Raw genomic sequence first — 20326 nt, 5'->3', positions numbered from 1 at the left:
TCAGGCCGCGTCCGCCCAGCTCAGCTCGGCGGCCGCCCGTGCCTGCCCGCCGCTGCCGCCCAGTTCCCCGAGAAGCGCCTTGAGGCGGTAGGTCCAGAGATGCAGCGGAAATTCCAGCGTCAGGCCCATGGCGCCGCAGAATTGATGAAGATCATATGTGAAGAGCGGAATGGCGTCCTGCGCATAGGTGGCCGCCATCGCGCAGATGGCTTCATCGTCCGACCATGCGGCGCGCAGGGCGAGCCATTTCGTGGCATTGGCGGTGGACGCCGCCGTCGCGAGGCGATGCTGCACCGCCTGGAACGAACCCAATGCGCGGCCGAACTGCTTGCGCGTCTTCACATGCTCAAGCACGGTGTCCAGTGCCGCCTGCATCAGTCCGGCCGCTTCGACCGCGATCGACAGTCGCCAGCGGCGCAACACGGGGGCGACCATGTCGCGGCCGAAGCGCTGCACTGCAAGTCCATCGACGCTCTCCAGCCTGCCATAGGGATAGGCGAACAGGCTTTCGACCGGAACGACCCTGTCCGGGGTGAGGGAGATCAGGCTGACATTTTCATCTTCGACGACGATCAGGGAACGCGCGTGCGGCAGGAACCGCGCAGAACCGAGCGGCGAACCGCGCAGCATGGCCAGGGGGCGCTGCAGCGCGTCGATGGGGAACAGGGGGCCGACCAGCGCGGACGTCGCCACTTCGGCGCACAGCGGCAGCCGGGCGATGCGTTCGACGATCAGAGCCGCGTCAAGCGGCGAGAAGCCGTCTTCCCTGGCGATGTCCAGAAAGCCCGACGCCGCCAGTTCGGCATCCAGCGTTTCGGAAAAGGCGACAAAGGTCGCATGTTTGGGCGGCTCGATCTTCTGGGTGGTGATGAGCTGTTCCAGCCCGTCCAGAATGGCGGCCTGATTGTCGTCTGGTTCAAAGTTCACGGCTTTACTCGCTGGGAAGATCGAGGAAACGGCGGGCGGCAAGGTTGAGCTGGATCTCCGCGGCGCCGGAGGCGATGCCTGCCGCGATGGCGCGCTGGTGATGGGCCTGCTGCATGGGATCGTCGCCCAGCATGCCTTCGGGCATATATTCCAGCATGAAATCGGACACTGCATGGTCCGCCTGGACCACGGAAAAACGGGCAAGATTGCCGAATGCCGACGGCGGTGCGCCCTTGGCGCGCTCATCGACCACGCGATAGACCATCATCCGCGCCGCTTCGCATTTCGCCAGCACGCGGCCCGCCCGGTCCTTGATGACGGGGTCATCGAACCGGCCGTCGGCCTTCAGCTTGGCAATCGCCCGGTCCAGAATGCGTCGCGCGAAGGCGTAACGCGGAATGCCGATGCGTTCGTTCTGAAGCGCGTAGTTGATGATTTCCCACGCCTGCCCCTCGGCGCCGAGCCTGTTTTCCTCCGGCACGAAAACGTCGTCGAAGAAGAGTTCGTGAATGTCGCCCTCCCCGATCAGCGCGTCGATTTCCTTGACCTGGATACCCTTGCTGGTCATCGGGACCAGAAGGATCACGATGCCGGCCTTGCCGGTCCCCGTGCGGGCAAGCAGGAAACAATGATCCGCCAGCCCGGCATAGGAGGTCCAGACCTTCGCGCCGTTGACGACATATCCGCCGTCCACCTTTTCGGCGCGGGTCTGGAGGGAGGCGAGGTCGGATCCGGCCGACGGTTCGGAAAAGCCCTGGCACCAGATCACATCGCCCGCGACGATATCGGGAAGATAGCGCTGCTGCTGTTCCGGCGTGGCATAGCGCATCATCACCGGGCCGATCCAGTTGACGTTCATATATTGGGGGCCTCTGGGCTCGCCCGCCGCCCAGATCTCTTCCCCCAGGATGAAATGGTCCCACGACTTTCCGTCTTCGCCGCCGAACGCGCTCGGCCAATGGGGGATCAGCATGCCTTCCCCGGCCAATGTCTTGCAGAAGGACTTGGAGAATTCCGTCTGCTGCCGCGACCCCGGACCGTGCACGGCGATCTCGTTCCAGTCGGATGGAAGGCTTTCGTCCAGAAGCTTTCGGACCCGGTCCCTGTAACGGACCTCGTCCTCATTCCATCCAAACTCCATTCCAACTCTCCAGTTTCTCGATCACGGGGAAAAAGCGGCACCTGGAGATGCGGTTGGCACCGAAAGGTTCGGGGCACCACGTCTTATAGGACTATGACGGGTGGGCGGGCTGGTTTTACCGCTTGCTTCCGGACGTTCGCCTCGTGCCACGGGGTGCCGGCGCAACCCGCACCGCGGCGATCGACCACCTTGCCCCCGTCAGAACAAAAGGGACCGTTGATGTCCGCAGATCTTTCTTCCTATGCGCATTTCGAGGGGCTGGCCTTCGAACGTCCTGCCCCCCATGTGCTGCGGATCACGATAGACAATCCAGCGCAAATGAACGCGCTCAACCAGCCCCTGCTGAAATCCATTCACGGAGTCTGGGGCGTGCTGGACAGCGATCCGCTCACCCGCGTCGCAATCATCACCGGCGCGGGGCGATCATTTTGCGCGGGGGGCGCCTTTGATGCCATGCCCGATGGTGCGCAGGAAAAGGGCGTTCAGTTCAATCATGATTTCGCCGAGGCGCGTGTCCTCGTCAACAACATCGTCAATTGCCGCAAACCCGTCGTTTCGGCGATCAACGGCCCGGCTGTGGGCGCCGGCCTCGCCATCGCATTGCTGGCGGACATTTCGGTCGCTGGCAGCACCGCCAAGCTTTTCGACGGGCATCTGCGGATCGGCGTGGCGCCCGGCGACCATGCGCTGCTCATCTGGCCGCTGCTGTGTGGCCTTGCCAAGGCGAAATATCATCTGATGACCAACCGTCCGGTCACGGGGGAGATGGCAGAGGCCATGAACCTGGTGTCCCTTTCCGTTCCGGACGAAGAATTGCAACAGGCGGCGCTGGCCATTGCGGTGGACCTTGCCGCCACCGCGCCGACGGCGTTGCGCATGACCAAATATCTGCTGAATTCCTTCCTGCGCAAAAATCAGGATGTTTTCGATCTTTCGGCAGCGTTCGAGATGATCAATTTCGGCAGCGCCGAAAATCAGGAAGCGATGCGGGCCTATCGGAATCGTGTCGCGCCGGAGTTTGACGATCGGGGTAGCGGCTTCTGGTGAAGTCGTGGAGAAGAACTTTCCGATTTTCAGCATGCTCGCCCGCTGATGCGGGACATTTTTGCAACGGAGCGGGAAAAATTGCCGTAATGCCCGTAAGTATCCGCGAAGTAGTCCGATCGGACGAAAGAAGAATCAGAAAGAAAACTAATCGGCGCAGAATATCCAAGGAATTCCGCTTCCGTTTCAGGGCCATGCTGAAACGGCAGGGTGATGTTCGCCACGGAATTTCGAGGAAGTGGCAAGGCGACGGAACTTGTCGCTGAAATTTCAAATTCTAGGAGTTGGAATGTGAGGAAGGTCGTATTTTTATCGTCTACCGCGATTTTGTCCCTGGCGGCTTTCGCGAATCCGGCAATGGCGCAGGAGCCGGCTGCAGCCGCGTCCGCCCAGTCCGAAGCAGGCCAGAACGACACGAACCAGCTTGAATCGATTGTCGTTACGGCTCGCCGGGTCGAGGAAAACCAGCAGAAGGTGCCCGTGGCCGTCACCACGCTGACCGCCAGCGCACTGCGCGAGCGGAATGTGAGTTCGGTCAGCGATCTGCAATATAACGTCCCCAATCTTCAGATCAAACCGAGCACGCTTTATCCCTCGCAGGTCGAGTTCATCCTACGCGGCCAGCGCCAGGTGCTGTACACGGATGAAAATGTGGTGACATATGTCAACGGCGTACCGCAGGGCACGCGCGGACTCATCCTCTACGATATGGAAAATGTCCAGTCGCTCAAGGGCCCGCAAGGCACCCTGTTCGGCAAGAATTCCATGGGCGGCGCCATGGTGTTCACCACGACAAAGCCGAAATATGATTTCGGCGCAGAGGGCACGTTCGATTACGGCAACTACAACCTGATGCGGTTCAATGGCGTCGTCAACGTGCCGTTGGTTGACAATGTCGCAGCGCTGCGTATCGCCGGCCAGGTCGAACGACGCGACGGCGTCTACAAGAACAGCTATCCGGGGATGCACGATCTGGGCGATCGTGACAATGACAGCCTTCGGGCCACCCTATTGCTGCAACCCAGTTCCCGGTTCGAGAACCTCCTGACCGTGGACTACCAGCGCCGGAACGAAATTCCCTATCCTGCCATCATCGAGGCCGCTCCGCTCAACGCGACCGGCTTTGCTGCGCTGGTCTCCAACCTCACGCAGCAGGTCGTCACCCAGCAGAGCGCGCTGGGCGGTGGCACGGCGCAGGTGCAGGGCAATCTGCTGGTGCGGACCGGAAGCCCGTTTAACGTCAACATGCTCACGGGCATCAATCGGGTCATTCCCGGAATCGGGCCGATTGCGCCTGGCGCCACGCCCATCACCCCCGTCAACGGTTTCGGATCGAAGGTGAGAACCTGGGGTGTTTCGAACAGTTCTACCTATGAACTGAGCGATGTCATCACGCTGAAGAACATCTTCGGATACCGTGAAGAGCGAGCAACCGACCATTCCGATCCGGCCGGCATATCCGGTACGACAGTCGACACCTCGCTCTTCCTCAACTGCGTGTTCGATCCCACCGGCGCATGCAACGGCGGGGTGCCGTCGCCGTTCCCCGGTCAGTTTTCGAACAACAACACCAATATGTTCAATAACATAAAAACACTGACGGAAGAATTCCAGGTCATTGGCAAGACCGACAGTCTGAACTTCATCGCAGGTGGTTTTTACAGCCATAATAATCTGCTTTATACCGTCAATTCCTACTTCTCGGTCGGCCCGCTTTCGCTTTATCCCTTGCAGACGCGCCATGCCACGGCGACGACCAAAAGCGATTCCTATGCCGTGTTCGCGCAGGGCACCTACGATTTCTCGAATTTGGGACTGGAGGGCGTTCGCCTGACCGCCGGCGCGCGCTACACCTGGGACAAGCGTGATTATTTCAGTGAAAATTTCTTCTCTGCAAGCAACGCGGCGCAACAGCAATTCGCTTCCTCCCCCGGCGCGATCTGTAATGAGCTGAACGGCAGCGCTGACGGTGTGACAGGGGTCAATGACGGCACGAATTGTTCGATTTCGGGTAATCGTACGTACAGGGCCCTCACATGGACCGCGTCTCTGGAATATCAGGTCACGCCGCAGACCCTGGTCTATTTCGCCAACCGCCGCGGGTTCAAGGCCGGCAGCCCCAATCCGACGACCCGCTCTCCGCAATTCGCCTTCTTCAATCCGGAGCGGATCACGGATTACGAACTGGGCTTCAAGCATCAGGGGCGCCTGGGTTCCGTTCCTTATAGGCTCAATGTCGCGGGTTTCATCGGCAAGTATAAGGATATCCAGACCCAGAATATCCTGACTTTCTGCAGCGACAGCATCAATTGCAGCTCCGCTCAGGGCACCTATACCGATCTCATCGTGTTCAATGTCGGGCAGGCGACGATCAAGGGCGTGGAAGTGGAAGCGTCGGTCAAGCCCTTCCCCGACCTTACCCTGGATGTCGGTTATTCCTATCAGGTGGGGCGTTACGGGAAAGGCTCCATCCTGCCGCAGCCGACCGACGCCACGAAGCCAATCTATGACGGCAATCCGATCGATTACACGGGCGGCACCGATCTCAACGGTCGGGAATTTGCCGGCGTGCCGCGCACGACTTTAAACGTGGCGGCGACCTATCATGCCAGCTTCATCCCGGAGAGCTTCGCGAAAGTCTCGCTGAGCGGCAATTACTCCTATCGCGGCAATACCAAGGGGTTGAGCGTCCAGGGCATCTATCAGACGCCCGCCTTCGGTATTTTCGGCGGCCGACTGTCGTTCAACGAATTGTTCGAAACGCCGATGTCGCTGTCCTTCTGGGCGCAGAATCTGACGAACAAGGACCACAAGCTGTACTGCGCCGACAACCTCTACAGCATCGGCTATGCCTCCTGCCGTTGGGGTGAGCCCCGGACCTATGGCGCCACGCTCGGCTTCAAGTTCTGATCGATTGGATCTCCGCCCGGCATGGTTTCGGGCGGAGATCTTCCCTTATGGGACATAGCCGGTAGCGGCTTGTGAAGCAGAGCTGCTCTCTAGAGCGATTTCCAAGCGATCGGACCGATCGCTGATCGAAACCCGCTCTAGTCTGCCCGGACGAAGGGGTGATGTCTGGTCAGGGATAGTCTGTGTCGCCAGAGGATAGGATGACTGGGAACGGACATGGCGCTGCCAGGTGATATCGATCGGTTCATTCGCGATTATGTCCGCGCCTTCAACGCGCGCGATTTGGACAGTGTGGCATCGCTCTATGCGGAAGATGCGACCCTGGAGGACCCGGTCGGCAGCACGATCGTGCGCGGCAGGCCGGCCATACGCGCCTTCTACGAGCAATATAAGGACCAGCCATCCTATCTCCATTATTCCGGTGATTGTCGTGTCGCGCAATCGGCCATCGCCTTCTCCTTCGTCGCCTGCATCGGCACTGGAGCCGATCTCCACGTCGTTCGGATCTTCGACAGTTTCCGGTTCGACGATGCGGGCAAGATCAACGAAATGCGCGCCTTCTGGGGTGAACCCGACCTCGGCGGCATTGTCGAGGACCAGGCGCCGGGCGCTCCCTTGCTGTTGCCGCTGGCCGGGCGTGTGGCACTGGTCGCGACTGGCGGCACATCGATCGGTCATGCCTGCGCGCGCCTTTTGACGCTTGCCGGCGCACGCGTGGTCGTAAGCGGGGACTCCGAATCCGCCCGCGAACGCCTGGTCGAAGAGCTTCTTTCTATCGGCGGACAGGCGATCGCGATCTCCGGTCCTGCGCAAGATGCACCGTCCCGCGCGATCGATCTGATGGGGCGGCTGGATCATGTGGTGAATGTCGTTACAGAAAAGGATGCGACTGTCCGGTGGAACGGCGCGTCGCAAATCGCCGCCAGTGGGCGATCAGGCGCTATCGTGGATATCATGTATTCGGACCCCGTAACGATCGCGCGGCGGCCGGCGGGCAACGGCATTAGGAGCAATGCCCTGATCGTCGATGGCGGACATGCAGTGTCGCAAGAGGCCGCGGCGCGCGTGGCGAATGCCGCCCTGATGCTGTTTCTCCCCCAGGCGGCAGCGATCGACGGCCAGACTCTGCGCGTCATCTGATCCAGGAACGGCGCCTCCGCGTCACCTGCCTTAGTCTCTACGGACCATGCAGCAAGGCGTCCCCAACTCTAACCAGTTCCGAAGACAAAAAGGCGAACGGGAGACGTTGATGCCGGTAAAGATGATGGCATTTCTGAAGGCCAGGGAAGGCATGTCGCGGGCAGCCTTCATTGCCCATTACGAAACTCGTCACGTGCCGCTGGTCCTCAGCATCATGCCCGGGATTGTCGATTACCGGCGCAACTTTCTTCCTGAGTCCGTGGGCGGCTTCGACGTGGTGACGGAAATCTGGTATGCCGATCAGGCGGCCTTCGACAAGGCGATGGCGCTTGCCAGTCAGCCCCCCGGCGGCGACCTGATCGCGGAAGATGAGGAAAAGCTGTTCGACCGCTCTCGAACGCTCGTCCGCGTGGTCGAGGAACGAGGCGGGCCGATCGCGGACTGATGACGGAACAGGGCCGGTCTGGGGCATCGCCCTTCGGGGAGCGACAGAAGAAGGAAAGTGGACGGCGATGGCTGCGCATGGATTGGATGAGCCGGACATGGAACTCGGCCCCTTGTTCGATCCCTTTGAAATCCGTGGGCTCAGGCTGAACAACCGCATCGTCATGCCCGCCATGGGACGCCATTTCAATGACGATGGCGTGCCGAGCGAAGCCTATGTCGATTATTTCCGCCGCCGCGCCGCCGCTGGCACGGGCCTGCTGATCACTGAAGTGGCCTCCGTCGAACATCCCGTTTCGCAGGCGCATCCGGGTTATGCGCGTCTGCATGGCGAGGATGCACTGGAATCCTATGGCCGCATCGTGGAGGCGGTACATGGGGCAGGGGGACGGATCATCCCTCAGCTGGTGCATTGCGGCACCGTCCGCGAAGTCGGAGCGTCGCCCAATCCCGATCTGGCGCCGCTCAGTCCGTCGGGCCTGTATCTGCCCTTTGAATCCTTTGGCGACAAGCCGGCGGTCAGGCAGGTGGCCGAGCCGGCGTCCGTCAAGGATATCGACGCAGCCATTGATGGTTTCGCCCGCAGCGCGCGCTACGCCAGGGCCCTGGGTTTCGACGGTGTGCAACTGCATGGCGCCCACGGTTATCTGATCGACCAGTTCTTTTGGGACAAGATGAACCGGCGCCAGGATGCTTATGGCGGCAGCTTGGTCGATCGCACCCGCTTTGCAACCGAGGTCATACGGGCAGTGCGTGAGGCCGTCGGCGAGGATTACCCCGTCTTCTTTCGCTGGTCCCAATGGAAACAGCAGGATTATTGGGCGAAGCTGTGCCAGACGCCCGCTGAACTGGAAGACTTCCTGACTCCATTGTCGGAGGCGGGCGTTGACATATTCGACTGTTCGACCCGCCGCGTATGGGAACCCGAATTCGATGGCAGCCCGCTGAATGTGGCCGGGTGGACCAGGCGGATCACCGGCAAGCCCACCGTGACCGTCGGCTCGATCTCGCTGGATCATGATCCGCTGCCGAGCAAGGAAGTGGGTGACAGGCCGGCCGAGCGGCAATTGCATGGCCGTTGCCCGCGCAGCATCCAGCATGTCGTGGGCATGCTTGGGCGGGGTGAATGTGACCTTGTCGCTGTCGGGCGCGCTATGATCACCAATCCGGACTGGACCCGCGATCTGCGCGACCGGCGGTGGGACAAGCTGGGCAATTATTCGGCGGACGCCCTGGCGAGATTGCACTGATGCGGTTCAAAACCCGGCCGTCTCGCCGACAGGGAAGCACGCACGGACAGGATATTGGAGGATGACCATGGCAGAAGAGACAGCGCAGCCCGTTCGGCCCGATCATGTGCCAGCCGATCGCGTTTACGAATATGACCTGTATGAAGCGCCCCGCGAGGTTACGAGCGATTATCAGATCGATATCGTCCGCCGCCTCCACCGGGAGGCGCCCGATATCTTCTGGACGCCCAAAAATGGGGGCCATTGGGTCGTCACCCGCGCGCGTGAGATTGACATGTGCCAGCGCGATGGAGAACTGTTTTCCATGCAGGACGTCGTGCTGCCGGCCGGCGCGAAGCCGTTCATCAATATCCCGCTGGAAACCGATGGGCCTGCGCATTCGGCCTATCGCAACGTCCTGCAGCCTGCATTCACGCCCGCCCGGATCATGCAACTGGAACGGGATATCCGCGCCCTGGCGATCGAGCTGATCGAAGGGTTCGTCGACAGGGGCGAGTGCGAGTTCGTCGGCGAATTTTCCGCCATCCTGCCCATCGAGATCTTTATGCAGCTTGCCGATCTGCCCAAATCCGACAAGGCGGATCTCATGAGGTGGGCGGATGCCTCGGTCCACCCGCGGACGCTGGAGGAACGCATCTGGGGCTATGGCCAGATGTCCGCCTATATCGAGGCGTTGATGGCCGAGCGGGCGGACGGTGCGCGTGAGGACGTCATTTCCATGATTATGCGCGGGCAGGTGTTTGACCGGGAAATGACCCATGAGGAACGGCACAGCATGATCCTGAACGTGTTGCTGGGCGGGTTGGATACCGTGATGGCGACCATGGGCGTCATCGCGCGCTTCCTTGCCACGCATCCCGACCATCGCCGGCAACTCAGGGAAGATCATGCCCTCATACCGCGGGCGATCGACGAACTGATGCGCTTTTACGGGGCGACCGGAACCGCGCGCGTGGTCACCCGCGATATCGAACATGATGGCATCCTGTTCCGGAAGGATGATCGGATCCTGATCCAGACCATGTTCCATGGCCAGGATGAGCGGCGCTTTGACAATCCGGACATCGTCGATTTCAACCGCAAGGATGTCCGCCACGCAACCTTCGGGCAGGGCAAGCATCGTTGCATCGGCGCCATGCTCGCCCGGCTTGAAATGCGCATCTTCATCGAGGAATGGCTTCAGCGGATTCCGGAATTCGACGTCGCCGCCGATGAATGTGCGATATTGGAGCGCGGGATGGTCAATTCCATGCGGAAACTGAAGCTGGTGTGGCCCCGTCTCGGCTGAAGGGCCGCCCTGGAGGGCCGCCTGACCCCTTTGGAGTCATCCGGGGCGTCAGGCGGCGGGTTCGTTGACCAAGGCCCAGAAATCGCGGCGGGGATCGGAACCATCCCAATGGTCCGCAATGTCGACGATCGCGCGATAGACCGGGTCGAGCGGGCTGGGCAGCGCGAGCTGCAAAAGAACAGCGTCTGGATTTTCCTGCGGCTCATAATAGGATTCGAAGGCGTTTCCGGCTTCATCGACATATTCCATGTGCGGCTTCAGGTGCAGGCCGCGTGCCGCCGCGTCCCCGACCGTGGCTTCGAAATCATTGCTGAAATAAGCCACATGGTGCAGGCCGCCCGAGGGGTGGCGGTCAAGGAACTCGGTGAAGGTCGAGCGCCTGTCGTCGTCCTGGCTCACCAGTTCCGTCAATTGTCCGGCAATGACGACGAAGGCGGCCGAAACATGGATGCGGATCAATTCCCCCCGGAAACGCGCCGCCATTTCCGTACCGCGGATGAAATGCGCAGGGCCGATCCCCGATGCCAGCAGCCTGTCCACGGCCGCGTCGATGTCGGGAACGACATAGGCGACATGATAGGGTTTGGCGTCGATATATATGCTCATGCCATGACTTCCCGTGCATGTCCCGGCTTCTGCCGGGAGGGCGTCATCCTGTCCGGCGGTCCCGCCTTCTATCGCTCGATCCGGGCACGGCCCGCGACTAGATTCAGTACTTCATAGGCGGGATCCTTGACCGAGCGGGAACCCTGGATGAAGAGATCGCCCCGCAGGAAATCCTCGCCGATGGGGGCGCTGGAGGACCATTCGGAAACGCAGCGCCGATCCTTGATCGCCCAGACGCCGTCGCGTCTTTCCATGACATCGACATAGCGGCCGACCATCATGTCGAGCATTTCCGTTCCGTCGGCGTCACGGGTCAGCGAAGCGAAGAAGGTCGTTTCCGCACCCGCCCTGTCGCCGTCCACCCTGATCCGGGACTGGCCGAGCAGATGGGTCGCGTTCTTCCAGACCGAACTCAGCGAGTCCGTGACCGCGTCGGCGAACTGGGGGCCGGTCATCTTCATCGGACCATGATCGTCCCAACTGTCGGGATGATAGACATCCTCCACCGCGTCGCGATCGCATCGGTCGCAGGCATGGACATAGGCCTCGATAACCTCGCGAATCTCGAAATGATCGACGAGGCGCTGCACTTTGGGGTCCATTTCGCTCTCCCATTTTTATCGCGATCCGACCCGCATGATGCACCAATGCCGCATTGGCATCGTCCGATCGAACGTGGTGCCGGCGCGAAACGCATGCTGCTGTGTCGCTCGACGGCCGGAAATGCGACCTTTTGTCGCGATCTGCGCGCTGATTTTAAACGGACGCCGGCAGAGGCGCCGGAAATTGGAGAGAGCCATGACCGACAGTGTAAAGGCCGGAAAAGCGGGCGCTTCCGCGGTGCTGGATCAAGGCCCAGCCGCGCCTCCTCCGCGCCAGGCGCTTTCGTCCATCTTCATCGTCATGACGGAAGCTTTCGAAGGTCAGGAGGATGAATTCAACGACTGGTACACCAATATCCACTGCCATGACACGATGCGCCTGCAGGGCAGCGTGGCGGTGCAACGGTGGAAACTATCACCCTATCAGCTCCGCTATAATGCCCGGCACTTCGGGCCTGAACAACGCTGGCTGTGCATCTATGAACTGAACGACACGCAACAGAATATCGACGATCATATCGAGCAATGCTTCAGCGATCGCATGCCGATAACCTCGGCGCAGCGCATCGACAAGGCGGAAGACTTCTATTATGTCCCCGCGCTATCGGGAAAGACAGCGGTCGAATCCTATGACTCGCGCAATGGCGACGTCCTGCTCATCCGCATGAATGTGAAGAAGGGCAAGGAAGGCGAGTTCATAAAATGGTATCGTGAGGACTATCTGCCGCGGACCTTGCGGCTTACGGGATTTATCGCCGGAGACCTCTACAAGGCGGCCGATATCCAGTTGATCGATGCCGTGCCCCGTTATGAGTTTTCCGCCGTCTACCATATTGCCGATCCCATGGTCGCGGTCGAAAGCCTGGACAGCCATCTGGCGCAGGCGAGTACGATACTCGACTGTCCCTTCGTCGAGCCCGACAGCATCGGCATCGCCTGCTACACGGCGATTACCAACCGTTTCACGGCCGAACAGGCCCATAACCTGCCGCCGGCCCAGAAGGCGCTGGAGGACGCGTTCAGGGCCAATATGGGCAATCGTCGCCACATGGCGGAGTCGCCCGACGGACTGAAGATCAAGCGCTGAAAAGGACGAAACCGGGCAGGACGTGGCAGCCGTGCCCTGCCGTTCAGTCGCAGCAGGTCTGAAGGATCAAGCAAGATGGCGGACGACGGAGAGAGCAGGGTAGCGGCCCTGCGTCGGGATTTGCAGCGCGCGATGAGCGACCAGGTCGGCTTCGGCCGGCCCGACAGCCTCTATGCCGAACTTCGGGAGATCGACCCGGTGTCGGAGGCCAATGGCATACGCGTGGCGACCCGCTTCGAGGATGTCCTGACCGGATATCGCGACCAGTGCTTCAGCCGCCACAGGCAGGCGGTGGCCGAAGCCCTGGCCCATGGGGCAGGCAACGCGCGGGACGAGACGCTGAAACTGGCCTGGGAAGCATCGACCGCGATGTTGATCAACGCGGACGGGCCCGACCACAAGCGGCTGCGCCAGATATTGGAAGTCGCGTTCAAGCCGACCCAGATACGGAAATGGGCGGAACGCATCCAGTCGATTACCGACGAACTGATAGCCAATGTAAGCGGCAGGAGAGAGTTCGACTTTCTGCGCGAACTGGCCTTTCTCCTGCCGGAGCGGGTGATCTGCGAACTGATGGGCGTTCCGCTGGAAGATCACGGTCTGTGGGGCAAATGGACCGCGGATATCGTCGCCGCCGCCCGGACGCATGAACCGAGCCCCGCCACGATGAAGGCGGTCGAGGATGCGCATCGCAATTTCTTCCTCTATTTTCGTGACCTTGTCCGGCAAAGGCGCGCGAACATGGGGGATGACCTGGTTTCCCTCCTGATCCGCGCCGAAAGCGAGGGCGACCGGCTGAGCGAGGTCGAACTGCTGGGCACGTTGCAGATGCTGATAGAGGCGGGCCATGAAACGACAGGCAATCTGATCGCCAATGGCATGTACGAATTGCTGCGGCATCCCGACCAATATGCGCTGCTGCGCGACCAGCCCGAACTGACCGACGGCGCGGTCGAGGAAATGCTGCGTTATTGCAGCCCCGCCCAATGGTCGCTTCCGCGCGAGCCGGTCGTTGATGTCGAACTGGGTGGCGTTCCGGTTCAGGCGGGCACGCCTGTCCTGCTGTCGCTGCTCGCCGCCAATCGGGATCCCTCCCTGTTCGACAAGCCCGACAGCTTTGATATTCAGCGCAATCCGAACCGCCATCTGGCCTTTGCCGGCGGGCCGCATTTCTGTCTCGGCAACCAGCTCGCGCGCACGGAAGCGCGCATCATGTTCCGTGGTATCATGACGAGATTGCCGGTGCTTGAACTCGCCGAGGAACCAAGGCTTCGCGACGCATTTGTGCGGGGTTATGACAGCCTCCGCGTCCGCGTGGCTTAAGTTTTGGGGCAGCCTTCGGCGTTCTGCAAGGAAAGGGGGCGGGCCTGAGTGGTTCGCCCCATTTTTTCAGGGATCAGGGGAGGCGATAGGCGATGACATAGTCGCCCACCTGGGTTCCCATGCCGGCATGTCCCCCGGCCGCGACCACCACATACTGCCTTTTGCTGGCGGGCGAATAATAGGTCATCGGGGTAGCCTGTCCGCCGGCCGGAAGGCGGCTGCGCCATAGCTCGCGGCCGGTCGCGCTTTCATAGGCCCTCAGGTAACGGTCCTGCGCGGCGGCGATGAAGAAGATCCCGCTGGAGAGCGCAACCGATCCGCCGGTATTGAACACGCCGATCGGAAGCGGAAGTCCCACTTTCATGCCGAGTGGCCCGGTATCGCTGGATGTCCCGAAGGGATGCTGCCAGAGGATCTTGCGGGTCTTGAGGTCAATCGCGCTGATCCGGCCCCATGGCGGCTGGATGCAGGGGACGAACAGGGGGGACAGGAAGGGAACGGCCTGCGCGGCATAGGGAGTCCCTACTTGTGGCAGCCCGGCCTCCGCGCCGCTCTTCGTTTCCGGCGATCCACGGCTGGCCTGGCCAGCTCCGGTCGAATTGGGTGCTCGGCTAAGGCCCATGGCGTTCGCCTTGGCGCGGGGTATGAGGGTCGTCTTGAACGGCGTGTGGCTGGTGTTCACGATAAGAATGCCGCGTTGCCGGTCGATGGTGACGCCGCCCCAACTGACTACGCCGGCACTTCCGGGATAGGATATGGTTCCCTGCGTCGATGGCGGCGTGAGCGGGCCTTCATAGCGTAGCTGGCGATATTTGATCCGGCAGATGAGCTGGTCGATCGGCGTCATCCCCCATGCCGACGCTTCGGTCAGTCGTGGCCCGACAAGGCTTGGCATGCCCACGGAATAGGGCTGCGTCGGCGCCGTGAAATCTCCCGGTACGGCGCCGCCGGGTGCAGGACGTTCCTCGACGCGGGTCAGCGGCTTGCCCGTCAAACGGTCCAGCACGAACAATTCCCCCCTTTTCGTCGGTTGGACGAGCGCCGGGACAGTGGCGCTGCCCATCGGGAAATCGACCAGGCTGGGTTGTGCGGGCAGATCCTGATCCCACAGATCGTGGTGAATGGTCTGGAACCTCCAGCGCAACTGGCCAGTCCGCGTATCCAGCGCCACCAGGGCGCTGCCGAACTGTTCCATCACCGGCTTGCGTCCTCCGCCGAAAAAGTCCGGCGTGGGATTGCCCAGGGGCACGAACAGCAGGTTGTTTTGCGCATCCGCCGTCAGTGGCGCCCAGGAATTGGGCGTGCCGCGCGCATAATCGCCCGCCTGGGGATCCGCGCCATTGATTGCGGCGCGATCGCCGGCGCCCAGATCCCATGCCCAGGCGAGCTTTCCGCTGACGGCATCGAACGCCCTGATCACGCCGGATGGTTCGCCCACCTCTGCCCCGTCCATGACGTTGGCGCCGACGATCACCTTGTCGCCGACGACCAGTGGCGCAGAGGTGGTGAAATAATAGCCCGGACGAACGCGGCCGAGGCCTTTTTTGAGATCGACGCGTCCCCCCTCACCAAAGCCGGAACAGGGACGGCCGCTCACGGCGTCCAGCGCCTGCAGGCCGCCGTCGACGACCGGGGAGAAGATGCGCTGCCGGCATTCGCCGCTGCCGGCTTGATTGTCGGCGGTGGCATAATAGGCGACGCCACGGCATGCCTTCAGCGGAGACCAGCCATAGCTGACCTTGGGGTCGTACATCCACAATCGCCGGCCGGTCGTCGCATCGATGGCGTGAACCTGCGTATGCGCGGTGCACAGGAACAGGCGGTTGCCGACCTGCAGCGGCGTCGTTTCAAAGGTCCAGGCGGTCTGCGCATCATTGGGGCTGGGCAGGTCGCCTGTTCGATAGACCCAGGCCCGTTCCAGCCTGCCCACATTGGCGCCGTCGATCTGCCCGAGCGTCGAAAAGCGGCTTGCGCCGAGATCGCCGCCATAGGTCGCCCAGTCCGATGTCGCCTGTGCGACAGGCGGCATCGAGCCGTCGTCCGGATTGGGCAGGCGCATCGTGACGGTCCAGGTCATGGCGCCAAGCAGCAGGACCAGAACGGTTCCAACAGCAAGCCGGCGCGCGCCGAACCGGTGCCACAGCCATGGCAGCGCCATGCCGGCGGCAAGGAAAAGGGGTGCACCCAACCGAGCGAATAGCGGCCAGAAGGCAGGGCCCGCTTCTGCCCAAGCCCATATCGCCGTTCCGGCGAGAAAAACCGCATAGAGCAGATAGCCGGAGGGCCGTCGGCGGAACAGCATCACTGCACTGGCCAGCAGCGGAAGGCTCGACACCGCATAATAAGGCGATCCGCCCAGTTGCAGCAGCCTCAGTCCCCCGATGAGGAAGAACAACCCTGTCAGAAGCAGGATCGTGGCTGACGCATAAGGCCGGTTGGGGATGCGGTGATGGGGCGCCGGCTTTTCCGACATCGTCTCTCTCCTGTTGGCGACACCGCCAATTGGGTCTGTGGGATGACGGGAGCCCGCATCACATCGTCCATTGGGACGTCGCGCCATCCGCAAGTTCGGGCACCGCTGACGGTCGACAAGGAGAGGAGACGATGATGTCCACCACTGTCCCGATGACGGAGAGAAACCTGGCGCATGCCGAAGCGATCCGGATGCTGAAGGCGCGCTATTTCAGGAATATGGACCAGCGGGATTGGGAAGCCATGATCGACGTTTTTGTCGATGACGCCGTCATGGACATGCGATCGGAAATGGCGGCGCTGGCGCATGCGGGATTGGCGGTGGACCCGCAAGCTGGGCTTATCGAAGGGCAACCGGCGATCCTGCAGGCGATGTCGAGCGCACTTGTGGGGACGATCACCGTCCATCATGGGCATATGGGCGAGATCGATATTCTGTCAGATAACGAGGCAGAGGGAATATGGCCGATGCGGGACGTCATCCTGATGCCGGAGGGCAGTCCGGTGCGGCAGCTGCGCGGCTATGGGCATTATCATGAACGCTATCGGCGTGTGGCGGAGGGGGAATGGCGGATCGCCCATCTGAGGCTCAGCCGCCTGTTGATCGAATGGATTTAAGACGGATCGACATTCAGGCCTGACGGCCTGCAAATGGCGACTTTCCGTGCTTCCAGTGCTCACGTACCGGAAGTATGCTGCGCGCCGGGTCACGAAAAATCACCATTTTCGGCTCGTCATCATCTGAATGTCGATCCGTCTTAGGCGGGCGACCGCATCGCCCCGCCATTCCCCCCGAGATCGGGTTTCAGATGCCGCCCATGCAGATATATTTGATCTCCAGATAATCCTCGATCCCATATTTCGACCCTTCACGGCCCAGCCCGCTTTCCTTGACACCGCCAAAAGGGGCGACTTCGGTCGAGATGAGGCCCGTGTTCACGCCGACGATGCCATATTCGAGCGCCTCTGCCACGCGCCACACCTTGCCCAGATCGCGGGCAAAGAAATAGGCGGCCAGGCCGAAACAGGTGTCGTTCGCCATGCGCACGACTTCCGCTTCGTCGCTGAACCGGAAAACCGGAGCCAATGGCGCGAAAGTCTCGTCCTTCGCCACCAGCATGTCGCTGGTCATACCCGTCATGATCGTGGGTTCGAAGAAGCTGCCGCCAAGGTCAGACCGGCCTCCCCCCGCTACCAGAGTGGCCCCTTTCGCGAGTGCGTCGCCGATATGGCTTTCGATCTTCGCCACGGCGCCCTCGTTGATGAGGGGGCCGATCGTGACCCCCTCGTCAAACCCGTTGCCCATCCTGAGGCCGCCCACCGCCTTGGCCAGCCGCTCGACAAAGGCGTCGTGGATACCGTCCTGCACGTAGAGCCGGTTGGCGCACACGCAGGTCTGGCCCGCGTTGCGGAACTTGGACTGCATCGCGCCGGCAACCGCGGCATCCAGATCGGCATCGTCGAACACGATGAAGGGGGCATTGCCGCCCAGTTCCAGGCTGAGCTTGGTGATATGCTGCGCTGCGTTGGCCATGAGGTCGCGACCGATTTCTGTCGACCCGGTAAAGCTGATCTTCCGCACCAGGGGGTTCGAACAGAATGTGTCGCTGATTTCCCCGGCGTTGCCGGTGATGCAGGACAGGATGCCGGGGGGAATCCCTGCTTCCTCCGCCAGACGGCAGAGCGCAAAGGCGGTCAGCGGCGTGGCGCTGGCCGGCTTGATGATCATCGGGCATCCCGCCGCGAGGGCCGGTCCCGCCTTGCGCGTGATCATGGCCGCCGGGAAGTTCCACGGCGTGATCGCAGCCGTCACGCCGATCGGCTGCTTGACGACCAGCAGGCGCATCCCCTTGTCATGCGCGGGGATCACGTCGCCATAGGCGCGCTTTCCTTCTTCCGCGAACCATTCGATGAAGCTGGCCGCATAGACCACCTCGCCGCGCGCCTCCGCCATCGGTTTGCCCTGTTCGGCGGTCATGATCGCCGCAAGGTCTTCGGTATTGGCGATGATGAGGTCGAACCAGCGGCGCAGGATCGCGGCACGGTCCTTGGCGGTTCGGGCTGCCCAGGCGGGCATGGCCTGTGCGGCGGCCTCTATGGCGCGCGTGGTTTCGGCATGGCCAAAACGCGGCACGTTCGCGATCACTTCCCCGGTCGCGGGATTGCGCACGGCGATCTTTGCCTCGCTGTCCATCCATTGCCCTCCGATCAGGCAGCGTTCTTCCAGCAATTGCGGGCGCTTTAAATTGTAAATGGCCATGAGGCGGTCCTTCTGCGGGAGTCGGATGGAGCGAGGCGTCAGCTTTGCCCTATTCCGGGGAACCCTCGCTTATCCATCGTCCGGTTGGACCATGTTCTCCACGGTCCCTGCGGCTAGAGCCGGGGAAAGGCAGTCAGCGGCCTTTGGCGGGTTCTGTCATCGAAGTACCCGCCGGCCAGGTTGGGCCTGAAGGATAATGGGGCGTGCGCCGGATGGTCCGGTGGGTTTAGTACAGGAAGATCATGATGCCAAAAGTGACGTTCAAGAGCCATCAGGGGGACGTGCGGGAGGTGGACGTCGCTGCTGGGCGCTCGCTGATGCTGGCCGCGACGATCAACGGTGTTCCGGGCATCGATGCGGATTGCGGCGGCACGCTTTCCTGCGCGACCTGCCATGTCTATGTCGATCCGCAGTGGATCGACCGGCTGCCGGCCATGGATGACGTCGAGAACGACCTGCTGGAGAACACCGCCTGCGAAAGGACCGGAAACAGTCGCCTGTCCTGCCAGATCATCGTGACCGATGAACTGGAAGGGCTGAGCGTCGAGGTTCCGGAACGTCAGTTCTGACATGAGCGGGCTGCTTATTGTCGGCGGCTCCTATGCCGGGCTGAACATCGCGGCATCGGCGCGGCAGCATGGCTTCGACGGCGCGATCACAATGCTGACCGAAGAGGCGTTTCTGCCCTACCACCGGCCGCCGCTTTCGAAGGGATATCTGACCGGCGCGGTCGACGCCGAAAGCCTGCCGCTGCGCGGAGAAGTCTTTTATCGCGACAATCAGGTGGACGTCGTCTTCGGCGCGCGTGCCGAGCATGTCGAGCCGGAAGGCCGTGTCGTCACGACCAAGGGGACGTTCGGGTTCGACAAGCTGGCCTTCGCCACAGGAACGCAGGCGCGCCGCATACCGCTGGCCGGAGCCGATCTGGACGGTGTCGTGACGCTGCGCTCGCTCGCTGACGCCAACCATATTCGCGAGAAGCTGGAGCAGACGTCGTCGGTCGTGATCATCGGCGGCGGTTTCATCGGGCTGGAGCTCGCCGCGTCGCTCGCCAAGGCGGGAAAGCCCGTGACGGTACTGGAAGGGTTGCCGCGGGTGATGGCGCGGGTGACCGGGCCCGTGATCTCGAATTTCGTCGAGCGCAGGTTCGCGGCTGAAGGTGTCCGCATATTGACCGCGACAGGCGTGGAGCGGATCGAAGGGGACCAGGGCAAGGTCACGGGAGTGCGGGACAGCCATGATGTGGTCCATGCTGCAGATCTCGTCGTGATGGCGGTGGGCGCGGTGCCCAATACGGGGCTGGCAGAGCCGCTTGGCCTCGCCAGCGGGCAGGGGATCCATGTCGACAGCTGCGGTCGGACGGCCAATGCCGCGATGTTCGCGGCGGGCGACTGCGCATTCGGCATGAACCTGTTCGCGGGGCGCGACATGCGCCTGGAATCGGTGCAGAATGCGACCGACCTTGGCAAGGCTGCCGGCGCGGCCATCGCCGGCAGGACCATGCCCAACTTGTCCGTGCCCTGGTTCTGGTCGGATCAGTTCGACATGAAATTGCAGATGGTCGGCTTTTCCCAGGATGCGCAGCAGGAGGTTGTGCGCGGGTCGCTGGAAGACGGAAAATTCTCCGTTTTCTACCTGCGCGACGAGCGCGTCGTCGCGATCGAATCCGTCAATGCGGTGAGCGATCATGTGCTCGGTCGAAAGCTGCTGGCGGTCGACCATCGTGTGAGTGCGGCGATGTTAGCTGATCCGGCCTTCAACCCGCGGGATCTGATCGCGTCGAAGGTCGCCACAGCCTGAAGCACGGGCATAGTCCGGTGGGACGTATGTCG

18 protein-coding genes are annotated in these 20326 nt (G+C 61.9%); 11 read left to right on the top strand and 7 right to left on the bottom strand.

The features are described 5' to 3' along the window. Together MRBLMC3_RS12580 and MRBLMC3_RS12575 are read right to left on the bottom strand one after the other, a co-directional pair. Positions 1-927, bottom strand: a complete 927-nt coding sequence (locus tag MRBLMC3_RS12580; protein WP_363736503.1) for an acyl-CoA dehydrogenase family protein — start codon at positions 925-927, stop codon at positions 1-3. A 4-nt stretch (positions 928-931) separates the two neighbouring features. Further along, positions 932-2068, bottom strand: a complete 1137-nt coding sequence (locus tag MRBLMC3_RS12575; protein ID WP_133651472.1) for an acyl-CoA dehydrogenase family protein — start codon at positions 2066-2068, stop codon at positions 932-934. A gap of 219 nt (positions 2069-2287) precedes the next feature. Here MRBLMC3_RS12575 and MRBLMC3_RS12570 point away from each other — a divergent pair, with 219 nt between their 5' ends. After that, positions 2288-3115 (top strand): enoyl-CoA hydratase/isomerase family protein, encoded by an 828-nt coding sequence (locus MRBLMC3_RS12570; protein ID WP_363736501.1) that lies wholly within the window; start codon positions 2288-2290, stop codon positions 3113-3115. 26 nt (positions 3116-3141) lie between these two features. Here the strand turns inward: MRBLMC3_RS12570 and MRBLMC3_RS12565 are convergent, their stop codons facing one another. Continuing rightward, on the bottom strand, positions 3142-3606 hold the full coding sequence (locus MRBLMC3_RS12565) for a hypothetical protein (protein WP_363829236.1): 465 nt from the start codon (positions 3604-3606) through the stop codon (positions 3142-3144). Between MRBLMC3_RS12565 and MRBLMC3_RS12560 the strand changes: the two genes are divergently transcribed. The 5 genes from MRBLMC3_RS12560 to MRBLMC3_RS12540 all read left to right on the top strand — a co-directional run bounded on the left by MRBLMC3_RS12560 (position 3587) and on the right by MRBLMC3_RS12540 (position 10144). Further along, entirely contained in the window at positions 3587-6022 is a 2436-nt protein-coding gene (locus MRBLMC3_RS12560) for a TonB-dependent receptor (RefSeq protein ID WP_363829233.1), read from the top strand. The two genes, MRBLMC3_RS12565 and MRBLMC3_RS12560, sit on opposite strands and share 20 nt — an antisense overlap. Positions 6023-6238: 216 nt before the next feature. Beyond that, positions 6239-7162, top strand: a complete 924-nt coding sequence (locus MRBLMC3_RS12555; RefSeq protein ID WP_363829231.1) for a nuclear transport factor 2 family protein — start codon at positions 6239-6241, stop codon at positions 7160-7162. 109 nt (positions 7163-7271) lie between these two features. Then, positions 7272-7607 carry an EthD domain-containing protein gene (locus MRBLMC3_RS12550; protein WP_363829228.1) on the top strand — a complete coding sequence of 112 codons (336 nt, stop codon included), beginning with the start codon at positions 7272-7274 and terminating at the stop codon, positions 7605-7607. Positions 7608-7704: 97 nt separating this feature from the next. Further along, on the top strand, positions 7705-8856 hold the full coding sequence (locus tag MRBLMC3_RS12545) for an NADH:flavin oxidoreductase (RefSeq protein ID WP_363829226.1): 1152 nt from the start codon (positions 7705-7707) through the stop codon (positions 8854-8856). A 67-nt stretch (positions 8857-8923) separates the two neighbouring features. Continuing rightward, a complete protein-coding gene (locus MRBLMC3_RS12540; protein ID WP_363829224.1) occupies positions 8924-10144 on the top strand; it encodes a cytochrome P450 in 1221 nt (406 codons plus the stop codon). Positions 10145-10192: 48 nt separating this feature from the next. Here the strand turns inward: MRBLMC3_RS12540 and MRBLMC3_RS12535 are convergent, their stop codons facing one another. Both MRBLMC3_RS12535 and MRBLMC3_RS12530 read right to left on the bottom strand, forming a co-directional pair. Then, complete coding sequence (locus MRBLMC3_RS12535) at positions 10193-10750, bottom strand: VOC family protein (RefSeq protein ID WP_363752448.1); 558 nt, start codon at positions 10748-10750, stop codon at positions 10193-10195. Between the two features lie 68 nt (positions 10751-10818). Further along, a complete protein-coding gene (locus MRBLMC3_RS12530; RefSeq protein ID WP_133651465.1) occupies positions 10819-11352 on the bottom strand; it encodes a nuclear transport factor 2 family protein in 534 nt (177 codons plus the stop codon). Between the two features lie 196 nt (positions 11353-11548). On the opposite strand from MRBLMC3_RS12530, the gene MRBLMC3_RS12525 reads away from it, so the two are divergent. Then, on the top strand, positions 11549-12439 hold the full coding sequence (locus tag MRBLMC3_RS12525; RefSeq protein ID WP_363752444.1) for a hypothetical protein: 891 nt from the start codon (positions 11549-11551) through the stop codon (positions 12437-12439). A gap of 75 nt (positions 12440-12514) precedes the next feature. Continuing rightward, complete coding sequence (locus MRBLMC3_RS12520; protein ID WP_363829222.1) at positions 12515-13762, top strand: cytochrome P450; 1248 nt, start codon at positions 12515-12517, stop codon at positions 13760-13762. 73 nt (positions 13763-13835) lie between these two features. Here MRBLMC3_RS12520 and MRBLMC3_RS12515 read toward each other — a convergent pair whose 3' ends face one another. Further along, entirely contained in the window at positions 13836-16235 is a 2400-nt protein-coding gene (locus MRBLMC3_RS12515) for a membrane-bound PQQ-dependent dehydrogenase, glucose/quinate/shikimate family (protein ID WP_363829221.1), read from the bottom strand. Between the two features lie 131 nt (positions 16236-16366). Here MRBLMC3_RS12515 and MRBLMC3_RS12510 point away from each other — a divergent pair, with 131 nt between their 5' ends. Continuing rightward, entirely contained in the window at positions 16367-16852 is a 486-nt protein-coding gene (locus MRBLMC3_RS12510) for a nuclear transport factor 2 family protein (RefSeq protein WP_363829219.1), read from the top strand. Between the two features lie 187 nt (positions 16853-17039). On the opposite strand, the gene MRBLMC3_RS12505 is transcribed toward MRBLMC3_RS12510, so the two are convergent. After that, positions 17040-18494 carry an NAD-dependent succinate-semialdehyde dehydrogenase gene (locus tag MRBLMC3_RS12505; protein WP_363829217.1) on the bottom strand — a complete coding sequence of 485 codons (1455 nt, stop codon included), beginning with the start codon at positions 18492-18494 and terminating at the stop codon, positions 17040-17042. 242 nt (positions 18495-18736) lie between these two features. Between MRBLMC3_RS12505 and MRBLMC3_RS12500 the strand changes: the two genes are divergently transcribed. Together MRBLMC3_RS12500 and MRBLMC3_RS12495 are read left to right on the top strand one after the other, a co-directional pair. Then, a complete protein-coding gene (locus MRBLMC3_RS12500; RefSeq protein ID WP_363736482.1) occupies positions 18737-19063 on the top strand; it encodes a 2Fe-2S iron-sulfur cluster-binding protein in 327 nt (108 codons plus the stop codon). A 1-nt stretch (position 19064) separates the two neighbouring features. After that, complete coding sequence (locus MRBLMC3_RS12495; protein WP_363829215.1) at positions 19065-20294, top strand: NAD(P)/FAD-dependent oxidoreductase; 1230 nt, start codon at positions 19065-19067, stop codon at positions 20292-20294. Positions 20295-20326: the final 32 nt, after the last annotated feature.

Origin of the sequence: Sphingobium sp. LMC3-1-1.1 (assembly GCF_040676285.1) — a bacterium.
Lineage (GTDB): Bacteria > Pseudomonadota > Alphaproteobacteria > Sphingomonadales > Sphingomonadaceae > Sphingobium.
This window is presented reverse-complemented; position numbering and strand designations above follow the sequence as displayed.